The sequence below is a fragment of the Amycolatopsis sp. lyj-112 genome (assembly GCF_046549055.1).
In the GTDB taxonomy this organism is placed as follows: Bacteria; Actinomycetota; Actinomycetes; order Mycobacteriales; family Pseudonocardiaceae; genus Amycolatopsis.
In genome coordinates this window covers 392,562-403,501 of sequence record NZ_JAJPWS010000008.1, presented here as the reverse complement: position 1 = coordinate 403,501, position 10,940 = coordinate 392,562, and the positions used below count along the sequence as shown (strand labels likewise).

10 protein-coding genes are annotated in these 10,940 nt (G+C 65.9%); 6 read left to right on the top strand and 4 right to left on the bottom strand.

Features of this window, described 5'->3' with window-relative positions:
• Positions 1-179 precede the first annotated feature (179 nt).
• Positions 180-626 carry an Lrp/AsnC family transcriptional regulator gene (locus ACLJRL_RS26860; RefSeq protein WP_410659066.1) on the bottom strand — a complete coding sequence of 149 codons (447 nt, stop codon included), beginning with the start codon at positions 624-626 and terminating at the stop codon, positions 180-182.
• Positions 627-733: 107 nt separating this feature from the next.
• On the opposite strand from ACLJRL_RS26860, the gene ACLJRL_RS26855 reads away from it, so the two are divergent.
• The 5 genes from ACLJRL_RS26855 to ACLJRL_RS26835 all read left to right on the top strand — a co-directional run bounded on the left by ACLJRL_RS26855 (position 734) and on the right by ACLJRL_RS26835 (position 6,897).
• Positions 734-1,186: a rhodanese-like domain-containing protein gene (locus tag ACLJRL_RS26855; RefSeq protein WP_410659044.1), complete on the top strand. Its 453-nt coding sequence runs from the start codon at positions 734-736 to the stop codon at positions 1,184-1,186.
• Positions 1,187-1,271: 85 nt separating this feature from the next.
• A complete protein-coding gene (locus ACLJRL_RS26850; protein WP_410659043.1) occupies positions 1,272-2,027 on the top strand; it encodes a type 1 glutamine amidotransferase in 756 nt (251 codons plus the stop codon).
• 95 nt (positions 2,028-2,122) lie between these two features.
• On the top strand, positions 2,123-3,253 hold the full coding sequence (locus ACLJRL_RS26845; RefSeq protein ID WP_410659042.1) for an anion permease: 1,131 nt from the start codon (positions 2,123-2,125) through the stop codon (positions 3,251-3,253).
• A 107-nt stretch (positions 3,254-3,360) separates the two neighbouring features.
• Complete coding sequence (locus tag ACLJRL_RS26840) at positions 3,361-6,342, top strand: bifunctional [glutamine synthetase] adenylyltransferase/[glutamine synthetase]-adenylyl-L-tyrosine phosphorylase (RefSeq protein WP_410659041.1); 2,982 nt, start codon at positions 3,361-3,363, stop codon at positions 6,340-6,342.
• A gap of 120 nt (positions 6,343-6,462) precedes the next feature.
• Complete coding sequence (locus tag ACLJRL_RS26835; protein ID WP_410659040.1) at positions 6,463-6,897, top strand: acyl-CoA thioesterase; 435 nt, start codon at positions 6,463-6,465, stop codon at positions 6,895-6,897.
• An 85-nt stretch (positions 6,898-6,982) separates the two neighbouring features.
• On the opposite strand, the gene glnA is transcribed toward ACLJRL_RS26835, so the two are convergent.
• Entirely contained in the window at positions 6,983-8,407 is a 1,425-nt protein-coding gene (gene glnA / locus ACLJRL_RS26830) for a type I glutamate--ammonia ligase (RefSeq protein ID WP_410659039.1), read from the bottom strand.
• 172 nt (positions 8,408-8,579) lie between these two features.
• Here glnA and ACLJRL_RS26825 point away from each other — a divergent pair, with 172 nt between their 5' ends.
• A complete protein-coding gene (locus ACLJRL_RS26825) occupies positions 8,580-9,065 on the top strand; it encodes an RDD family protein (RefSeq protein ID WP_410659038.1) in 486 nt (161 codons plus the stop codon).
• A 49-nt stretch (positions 9,066-9,114) separates the two neighbouring features.
• Here the strand turns inward: ACLJRL_RS26825 and ACLJRL_RS26820 are convergent, their stop codons facing one another.
• Both ACLJRL_RS26820 and ACLJRL_RS26815 read right to left on the bottom strand, forming a co-directional pair.
• A complete protein-coding gene (locus ACLJRL_RS26820; protein ID WP_410659037.1) occupies positions 9,115-10,068 on the bottom strand; it encodes a hypothetical protein in 954 nt (317 codons plus the stop codon).
• 101 nt (positions 10,069-10,169) lie between these two features.
• Positions 10,170-10,898, bottom strand: a complete 729-nt coding sequence (locus tag ACLJRL_RS26815) for a DUF4191 domain-containing protein (protein WP_410659036.1) — start codon at positions 10,896-10,898, stop codon at positions 10,170-10,172.
• Positions 10,899-10,940 lie beyond the last annotated feature (42 nt).

Genomic DNA, 10,940 nt, shown 5'->3' with positions numbered 1-10,940 from the left:
AAGCCTGACAGCGCCGATGGTACTGCAACCGAAGGGTTGTGGGAGAGTAGGACACCGCCGGACTAAAATTGAAAAGAAAAGGTCCAGGCCGGTCGAGAACCCCGAGTTCTCCCGGCCTGGACCTTTTTTCATACCCAAAATCCAGGCGATAGCAAAGGTCCCTTGCTCTCCCCGCGGCGTCAGTCGGCTTCTCTGCTGACCGCGCGCCGGCGGACGGGCGACGAGAAGACCAGCGACGTCGTCGTCTCCCCGTAGCGCTGTATCCGCTCTACGAGTTCCTCCAGCTCCGCGGTGTTCCGGCAGGCGACACGTAGCAACCAGCACTCGTCACCCGTGACGTGATCGGCATCGAGCACCTGAGGCAGCACTAGGATGCTGTCCCTGAAACGCGCCGTGTCGAGACTTCGTACCTTGGCCCGAACCATCGCCTCGATGGGCAAGCCGAGCTTCGTCAGATCGACACTGGCGGAGTAGCCGGTGATGATCCCCTTCTCCTCGAGCCTCCGGACCCGCTCGGTCACCGCCGGCGCGGACAGTGCGACCCTGCGGCCGAGTTCGGAGAAGGTCAGCCGCCCGTCGGACTGGAGCAGTTCGAGCAGCTGCCAGTCGAGATCATCGAGGTTCACGGAACTCCAGGTCGATCGTCGCATCCGCCAGGAATCTCCAGGCTAACCGGCCGCAACGCCTGGATTCGCCGATGTCCAGGAAGATCACTGGGCAGCAGGATTGAGGCATGACGACCGAACCCCGCGTACTTACTTTCCCGGCGCTGGACAGCACCTTGGCGGCCGCGCACCTCCGCGCTGAGCTCGCTCTCGATGTGGATCCCGATGACCTGGTCCGAGACCTCACCATCGGCACCCAGCACGGATACGTGGTCGTCGAGACCCGAGCCCCCGAGGCGTTCGCCTCTGCTCGGATCCCAGGAGCGATCAACCTCCCGTACCGGGACATGACCCCCGCGTCCGTCGGTCACCTCGACCGCGATCTCGTCTACGTCTGCTACTGCGAGAGCATCCACTGCAACGCCGCGACCAAGGGTGCCCTGAAGCTCGCCGAACTCGGCTTCAAGGTCAAACGCCTGTCCGGCGGGATCACCGCCTGGCAAGCAGCCGGCTATCCCGTGGACCGCGACACACCTGTCCTCTCTCCCGCCTCGGCCGCCACCCCACGCTGCGCCTGCTGACCCAAGGGAGCAGGGGACCTTTGCTATCGCTCCTCCAAAGCCGGTAGCAAAGGTCCCCTGCTTCCTACGGTCGTAGGCTGGGGTGGTGACCGCTCCCAAGTTGCTCGTCATCCAGCCAGACGAATCCGATCCGCTCGGCCCCCTCGGTGATTGGCTCATCGAAGCAGGCGCCGAGCTCGATATCCGGTTGCTGCCAGACCAGGAACTCCCCGCCGATCTCAGTGAGTACGGCGGCGTCGTGTGCCTGGGCGGTGGGATGGGCGCGAACGATGACGCTGCCCACCCGTGGTTGGCGGATGTGCGGAAGCTGCTTTCGAAAGCAGCCGGCGCTCGCATCCCGACTCTTGCAATTTGCCTTGGCGGCCAACTGCTCGCAGTGGCGACAGGGGGACAGGTCGCCGAGGGTGATCAAGGGCCTGAGGTCGGCCCAGGGCTGGTGTCCAAGAAGGACGCTGCCTGGACTGATCCACTCTTCGCCGACCTGCCGCTCATGCAAGATGTCCTGCAGTTCCACAACGACGCGATCACCCGGCTTCCCGCCGGCGCGGAGCTTCTCGCGTCGTCGCCGCGCTATCCGATCCAGGCTTTCCGTTTCGACCGATGTGCCTATGGTGTCCAGTTCCACATCGAGACGACACCGGAGATCGTCCTCGACTGGGCAAAGCAGTCGCCGGAAATGGCGGAACTCACCCGGCCGGACGCACTGACCCCGGAGAATCTCGCTCGGGTGCACGCGGATCTCACCGAAACCTGGCGACCGTTCGCGCATCGCTTCGTCCGACTGGTGTCCGGTGACCTTGCCCCGGCTGCGGAACGTCAACGTACTTTGCCGATGGTTTAACGACTTATGTCTCGAATGCGTATGGGGCGTTAACGCTTGGGTCTTGCTGTCAGGTACCTTGCGCGGAGGGAGTTTCGAAGGGTTCGGAGGTCGGGGTGGAGCCCTCAGTGTTGGTCGTGCTCGTCGTCGTCACGGCCCTAATCTTCGATTTCACAAACGGTTTCCACGACACGGCCAACTCGATGGCGACATCGATCGCCACCGGTGCCCTCCGCCCCAGAGTCGCGGTGACGATCTCCGCCGTCCTGAACCTCGTCGGAGCGTTCCTGTCGGTCGAAGTGGCCAAGACCATCTCGAACGGGCTGGTCGATGACACCAAGATCGGGCCGGCAATCGTCTTCGGTGGTCTGGTCGGGGCGATCGTATGGAACCTGGTCACCTGGTTCGTCGGACTGCCGTCCAGTTCGTCCCACGCGTTGTTCGGCGGTCTGATCGGAGCCACCTGGGTCTCGGCCGGAACGGACTCCGTCCATTTCGGAAAGATCGTCGAGAAGGTGCTCGTGCCCGCAGCGATCTCGCCAGTCTTGGCAGGCCTGGCCGCGATGATCGCGACGTACTTCGTCTACCGCATCTTCGTCCGCCGTGGCCGCACCGCAGGCTTCCGTGTCGGACAGATCATTTCGGCTTCGCTGGTTTCGCTGGCCCACGGTACGAACGACGCGCAAAAGACCATGGGCGTCATCACGCTCACGATGATCACCGCAGGAACTCTGCCCGCCGGGTCCGGGCCACCGCTCTGGGTGATCGTCAGCGCGGCGCTGGCCTTGGCGCTCGGGACTTATCTGGGCGGCTGGCGGATCACCTTCACCATGGGTAAAGGCCTGACCGACATCGACGGCCCGCAGGGTTTTGCCGCGCAGACCAGTTCTGCCGCGGTCATCCTCGCGTCGACCAACTTCGGCTTCCCGCTTTCGACGACCCATGTCTGCTCCGGCGGCATCGTCGGCTCGGGTGTGGGCAGGAATGAATCGCCGGTCCGCTGGCGGACGGCAGGCCGCATGGTGATCGCCTGGCTGTTCACTCTGCCGGCGGCCGCCATTGTCGGAGCAGGGGCGGGACTCGTCACCTCGACCGGCACCGTGGGCACGATCGGCGTCGGTGTCGTCGGTCTGGCCATCGGCATCGGGATCTACCTGCTTTCACGGCGGAACCCGGTCACCGCGGGCAGCTTCACCGCCGCCACCCCGGCTGCACCCGAATCCGAGGCCCGCAGGATCGCCGCTTAGCGGAGCAGGGGACCTTTGCTACCGCCGGGCGCGGCGGTAGCAAAGGTCCCCTGCTCCCTTGCGCGTCCGGCTGTTCACAGGCGGAGGTGCGACTACGGTGGGATTCGATGGTTGAGCGCGCCAGGCCGACCGCTTCCGCGGCGAGATACGGCTTCACCGACATCCGTGCCGACGGGCAACTGCGTGCTGCCGGCTGGTGGACCGAGACAGGTCCGGACGGCTCTGCTACCGATGTGTTGTCCGCGCTTTCCCGTGCAGCGGACCCCGACCTCGCGTTGAGCGGGCTCGACCGAATCAGGGAAGCCGACCCGGCCGCTTGGACCGAGTTCGAACAGGAACTCCGTGCGAATCGCACCTTCCGTGGCCGACTCCTCGGCGTCCTGGGCACGTCAAGCGCGCTCGCGGACTTTCTGGTCGCGAACACCGAATGCTGGAAGACACTCCAGGGTGAAAAGAGCACCGATCCGGATCAGTACGCAGACCGCTTTCTGGGCTACCTCCAGCCGGAAGATGAACTGCTCACCGGGCTGGAGGCGGAGCAGGCCCTCCGGGCCGCATATCGCGAGCTTCTCCTGGGAATCGCGGCAGCAGACCTCGGCCACCTAGTCGAACCGGGGCTGTACCAGCCGCCCTATGTCGAGATCGGTGCTCAGCTGACCAACCTGGCCGAAGCGGCCTTGACGATCGGGCTTCGGGTCGCGGAGGCCGAAGTGGGCGCGGAAGTCGAAGGTCGGCTGGCTGTGATCGCGATGGGTAAATGCGGCGGCCGCGAGCTGAACTACGTCAGCGACGTGGACGTCATCTTCGTCGGCGACGGAGACCTCACGATCGCGACCCGGCTCGCGAGCACGATGATGCGCGTAGTCGGCAAGGCCTGCTTCGAGGTCGACGCGGCCTTGCGCCCGGAGGGTAAGGCAGGGGCCTTGGTCCGGACGCTCGACGGACATGCCACCTACTACCGGAAATGGGCCAAGACCTGGGAGTTTCAGGCGCTGCTCAAAGCGCGACCGGTCTCCGGAGACGTCGAGCTTGGGCGCCAGTACGCGGAGATGGTCGCACCGATGGTGTGGTCGGCGGCCGATCGGGACAATTTTGTTCCAGAGGTGCAGAAGATGCGGCGCCGCGTCGAAGGCCATGTGCCGTCCGCGCACGCCGAGCGAGAGCTGAAGCTGGGACGTGGTGGCTTGCGCGACGTCGAGTTCGCGGTGCAGTTGCTGCAGCTGGTTCACGGGAGGATAGACGCCGAGCTGCGTTCCTCGTCCACGATGGATGCGCTCGCCGCACTGGGCGAGGGCGGCTTTGTCGGCCGCACCGATTCTGCGGAGCTCGGGTCCTCGTATGAGTTCCTCCGGACCATTGAGCATCGCCTCCAGCTCCGTCGGCTGCGGCGGACGCACCTGTTCCCCGCTTCTTCGGATTCGAGCGAATTGCGCACGATCGCGAGAGCGTGCGGCGTGCGCCCGGCTCGAGGCAGGAGCGAGGGGGACGTACTGCTGGCGGAGTTCCGCCGCCACCTCCAGAGCATTCGACGCCTGCACGAGAAACTCTTCTACCGGCCGCTGCTTCAGTCGGTCGCGAACGTGCCGACAGAGGCGCTGCGGCTGACGACGAAGCAGGCGGAAAGCCGGCTCGCCGCGCTCGGCTACGCGGCGCCGGACGGGGCGCTGCAGCACATCAAGGCGCTGACCGCGGGAATGTCCCGGCGGGCGGCCATTCAGCAGGCGCTGTTGCCGGTGCTGTTGGACCTTCTCGCTGACACCCCGGACCCGGACCGGGGGCTTCTGTCGTATCGCAAGGTCTCCGAGGCGCTCGAAGAGACGCCTTGGTACCTCAGGGTTCTTCGGGATGAAGGCGCTGTCGTCGAACGGCTCGCTTTCCTCTTGGGCACGTCCCGGCTGGTGCCTGACCTACTGGCGAGAGCGCCGGAAGTGCTGCAGCTGCTCGGTGATCCCGCGCGGCTTTCAGGCCGGACTCCGCCGGAAGTGGCCACATCGCTGCGGGCCGCGGTGCGTCGGCAGCCGGGCTTGAACGCGGCGGTCACCGCCGCGAGATCGTTGCGCCGGCACGAGTTGCTGCGGGTCGCGTCAGCCGATCTGCTCGGCCTGCTCGACGTGCCATCGGTCTGCGCGGCGCTGTCGGGCGTCTGGGTCGCAGTCTTGCAAGGAGCGTTGGCCGCCGCCTACCGGCAGCGCCAGGCCGAGCTGGGCCAGACCCCCGCGACGATCGCGGTGATCGGGATGGGGCGCCTAGGCGGGGCCGAACTCGGCTATGGGTCCGACGCCGATGTCCTGTTCGTGTGCGAGCCCGCCGAGGGTGTGTCCGATTCTGAAGCGGCGAAGTTCGCTTCGTCGGTCGCCGAAACCGTTCGCAAGATGCTCGGCGCGCCCAGTCCGGACCCGGCGTTGGTCGTCGATGCCGACCTCAGACCGGAGGGGCGAAGCGGTCCGTTGGTGCGGACGCTGGAGTCCTACCGCAGTTACTACGAGCGGTGGGGGGAGGTCTGGGAATCTCAGGCGCTGCTCCGAGCCCGGTTCATCGCGGGCGACGACGACCTCGGTGCCCGGTTCATCGAGATGATCGACCCCATCCGGTACCCGGAGGCGGGCCTCGACGCGGTGCGTGTGAGAGAGATCAGGCGGATCAAAGCGCGGGTGGAGACGGAGCGGATGCCCAAGGGCGCCGACCCGACCCGGCACACGAAACTTGGCCGCGGTGGGCTTGCCGACGTGGAGTGGACGGTGCAGCTCATGCAGCTGCGCCATGGGCACGAGGTGCCGGGCCTCAGGACCACTTCGACGATCGAAGCGCTGAAGGCCGCGGTGGATGTCGGGCTCGCGAAGCCTGCTGAGATCGAATCCCTGACCGAAGCCTGGCTGCTGGCAACGCGCGTCCGGAACGCCGGGATGCTGGTCCGGGGCAAAGCCGTCGACGAGATCCCCAGCTCCGGTCGCGATCTCGCCGCGGTCGCCCGGGTGCTCGGCTACTCAGCTGATGATGATCCCGGCGAATTCCTCGACGCCTACCGGCGGATCACTCGACGCGCTCACGCGGTGGTGGAGACCCTCTTTTACCAGGACCGACCGCTCTGACCTGCCGGAAGTGAGCAAGGGACCTTTGCTATCGTTCCGTCGCGCGTGGGTGAGGCGGGAGCAAAGGTCCCTTGCTCACACTCGGCATCGCGGGCGGAATGAGGCCCTTACAGTGGAGCGGTGACTGTGCGCGAGCCGTTTCGCACCCGGATCAAGGTGCGCCATTACGAGCTGGACACCCTGGGCCACCTCAACCATGCCGTCTATCACTCGTACGGCGAGGTATCGAGACTTGAGCTGATGGAGCTCGCCGGCGGCCTGAATTCGGGCATGAAGGATGCGAACCTTGCGTTCGTCCTGCTCGAGTCCCACATTGTGTTCCGGCGTGAGATTCGAGCCGGTGACGTCGTCGACGTGACTTGCGATGCGAAGTTCGGCACCGGCAAGACCTTCCACATGGACTCGAACATCTACAAGGTCGACGGCACGCTGTCCGCGGAGATCACCTGCACTTTGGGGCTGATGGATCTCGAGCGGCGCAAGCTGGTGGACGACCCGCGTGGCCGTATCGAGCAGGCCGGCGTCGACCTGAAGGTGCTCTCCACCTCGGAGTAGCGCCCATCCGGCCCAAAGAAACGCCGGTGGTGAGGGCGCTTCCGCACCTCACCACCGGCGTGCTCTGGGTGTTGCTAACGCACGATCACACGTCGTAGTAGAGCGAGAACTCGTACGGGTGCGGGCGCAGCCGCAGCGGGTCGATCTCGTTCTCACGCTTGTAGGAGATCCACGTGTCGATCACGTCGGGGGTGAAGACGCCACCCTCGAGCAGGTAGTCGTGGTCCGCCTCGAGCGTGTCGAGAACCGTGCCGAGGTCGCCAGGAACGAGCTTGACGTTCTGGGCCTCCTCGGGCGGAAGCTCGTAGAGGTCCTTGTCGATGGGCTCCGGCGGCTCGATCTTGTTCTTGATGCCGTCGAGACCAGCCATCATCATCGCCGAGAACGCCAGGTACGGGTTACCGGACGAGTCCGGGCACCGGAATTCTGCGCGCTTCGCCTTCGGGTTGTTGCCCGTGATGGGGATACGGACACAGGCCGACCGGTTCCGCTGCGAGTACACCAGGCTGACCGGGGCTTCGAAGCCCGGCACGAGCCGGTGGTACGAGTTGACGGTCGGGTTGGTGAACGCCAGCAGGCTCGGCGCGTGCTTGAGCAGGCCGCCGATGTAGTGGCGGGCAGTGTCGGACAGTCCCGCGTAACCCGACTCATCGTGGAACAGCGGCGTGCCGTCCTTCCACAGCGACTGGTGGCAGTGCATACCCGAGCCGTTGTCGCCAGCGAGCGGCTTCGGCATGAAGGTCGCGGTCTTGCCGGCGGCGAACACGGTGTTCTTCACGATGTACTTGAACAGCTGCAGGTCGTCCGCAGCATGCAGCAGCGTGTTGAACTTGTAGTTGATCTCGGTCTGACCGGCGGTGCCCACCTCGTGGTGCGCCCGCTCGATCTCGAAACCGGAGCCCTGAAGCTTGCGGACGATCTCGTCACGCAGGTCGGCGAAGTGGTCGACCGGCGGGACGGGGAAGTAACCGCCCTTGAACTTCGTCTTGTAACCCTGGTTCCCGCCCGGCACGTCGGCGCCGGTGTTCCACCAGCCCTCGACGGAGTCGATCTCGTAGAACGAGGCGTGCTCGGCGGAGTCGAACCGGATCGAGTCGAAGATGTAGAACTCGGCTTCCGGACCGAAGAACACGTTGTCGGCCACGCCGTACTCGGAGATGTACTGCTCGGCCTTACGCGCGATGTTGCGCGGGTCGCGGCTGTACGCCTCACGGGTGAACGGGTCGTGAACGAAGAAGTTCAGCGACAGCGTCTTCGCCTTGCGGAACGGGTCGATGCGCGCAGTCTCGGGGTCCGGAAGGAGCAGCATGTCGGATTCGTGGATCGACTGGAAACCACGCACCGAGGAGCCGTCGAAGGCCAGGCCTTCTTCGTATGCTTCCTCGTTGAACGCCTTCGCCGGAACGGTGAAGTGCTGCATAACGCCGGGCAGGTCGCAGAACCTGACGTCGACGACCTCTACGTTCTCGTCGGCGATTAGGCGCTGAATGTCGTCTGGAGTAGTGGGCACCCTCGGTGACTCCTTCTCGTTCGTTGCCGGCGGCAGTACTCTCTTCGGCTCACGCTAAGAGCGCGGTGTTGCCCGACCGTCACCCGTATGTTTCGCCGGTGTTAACGGGTCGGCGATATCGGGTAGTCGACCAGGGCGAATGTGGTGCGCGCCACCGGCATACCCTGGATGGGTGGCGAGATGGACCGGAGAATGGCTGCCCGGGGCCGGGGATGGAACGACGGCCGGTGGCGAGAGTACGCAGCGTTGGCGTGGTGAGCGACTCGGCTTGCCCGAATCGGGTGTCGGTTCGGTGGCCGGAGGCGGGGCGCGTTTCCTGGGGCTGATCATCGACCTGGTCCTGGCCTCGTTGGTGACCACCCTTTTCGTCAAGCCCAGCATTCAGGATCCGGCCGTCATGCAGACGTTCAACCTCTGGTCGGTCGGTGTCTGGGCGGTCCTGACGATCGTTTCCGCGGCCTTCTTCGGGTTCACCCCCGGTATGGGGGTGGTCGGTATCCGCGTCGCCAGGCTGGACGGCGCGCAAATGGTCGGCGTGTGGCGTGCCGCCGTGCGCACGGCACTGACCTTCGTGATCATCCCGGCCGCGATCCGCAACATCGACGGCCGAAGCTGGCTCGACCGGCTGACCGGATCCGTCGTCATCCGCATGCGATGAACTGCGGCGGGAGCGGGGGACCTTTGCTCCCGCCGGGTACGGCCGGTGGTCAGGCCGCCGGTGCCGCGGGAGTGCCGCCGGGCTGAGGGGGCGGACGTTGGCGACCGCTGCGGTACGCCGCTCGCAGTTCCTGGACGACAAGCAACGGCTGATCTCGCAGTTGTGCCGGACTCACCTGGACGACGATGACGCCGGCGGCTGCCAGGGCGGGCGTCTCGGGCGCCTTGCCCGGTTCGAGTGCGACCTCGTCGTAGCGGATCTGCATCGCGACGCCGACCTTCGGCCACCAGACTTCAGCCACGCCGACGAACCGTCCGCCTCGAGTTCGCAGCTCGGCCTTTCGCAGCGGCTTCGGCAAGCCGCTGCGATCGAGCACGGTCCGCAGCCATTGTTCGACGGCGGAGTCGACACCGTCCTGCAGGGCGCCGACAACGAGCCGAGGCAGGGCGGATCCGATGGTGCTGGCTTGTGCCAGCTCTTCGCGCAGTCCCTTTGGAGTGCAGAGGCCGCGATGGACCGCGTCGTGGATCATGGCTCGTACCGACGGCAGGTCATCCATTCGCCGAGCCGCGTCGATCAGGGCTCTGGCGAGCGGAGCCACCGGTAGCCCGTCGATTTCCACTGGTTCCGGCAGGTGGATCGTTCGTTCGACGATCGCGAAGCCCCAGGTGGCGACCTTGCTCTGGTGCGGGATCAGCGTGTGGGCCCGTCTTTCGGGCGGAAGCCGCCGGACTCCGTACAGTCGAGCCGCCTGAACTCCGGTGAGCATCGCGTCCGGGCCGGCGTGGGTCAGTGCGACCTTCTGAAGCTGGCGCGTGGACGGTGTGGCGTTGGTCAGGAGGATGACACCGGGGATCGGGCGTCTCCACGGCCCGCCGTCGCGGCATCGGCGGGAGATCCAGGAGTGGGAAAGGCCCAGAGCGACGAGTTTCGCCCGGGCGGCCACGCCGTCCGGGAACATCGCTGCCAGCGCCTTCTGGCGGGCGCCCATGGTTCCGTCCACACAGTGATCATGCGACCACCCACCGACAATTTTCGTCCCGAGACGAAGCAGGGGTCCTTTGCTACCGCGTCGGCAGCAAAGGACCCCTGATGCTCACTTAGTCAGCGGCGGCGGATGGTGCGCTGGACGTTGCGCATCTTGGCGCCGGCCGGCATCGGGCCCTTGGGCATCGCGGCGCCGCGGTTGCCGAGGGCGGCCAGCTTCGCCTCCAACGCGTCGACCTGGGCTGGCTTGAGGTTGCGGGGGAGCTTCGTGAGGTAGCCCTGAAGCTTCTTCAGCGGCACCTGCTGATCTTCGTTCCCGATGATCACGTCGTAGATCGGAGTCTCACCGATCAGGCGCGCGACCCGCTTCTTCTCCTGCGCGAGCAGGGACTTCACGCGGTGCGGGGCGCCTTCGGCGACCAGTACGACACCCGGGCCGCCGAGTACCCGGTGGACGGCGTCGAGCTGGGTGGTGGCCGCCACGGTCGGCGTCACCTTCCAGCGGCCTCGCATGTTCTCGAGCGCCCACGCCGCAGCGCCTGGCTGCCCGTCGGCCTTCGAGTACACGGTCTTCTGCACGCGCCTGCCGAAGATGATCACAGCGACGAGCGCGCCGAGCAGGATGCCCAGCGGCAGCATGACCCAGTGGGCGTCGAAGGTGAACCCGATGCCGAACACCACCGCGGTGACGACCAGGATCGATCCGACCATCCAGGGGATGAGCGCCTTGTCTTCCTTGCGCTGCATCTTGAAGGCTTCGAAGATCTGCCCGCGGCGAGCCTTGCTCGCGGCGCGCTTCTCCTTCTTGGCCAGCTTGGCTGCTTCCTTATCCTGCTTTCCCGCCATGTGACCAGGATACGGCCGCGTGCCCTGCGTCGATCCCGTCGG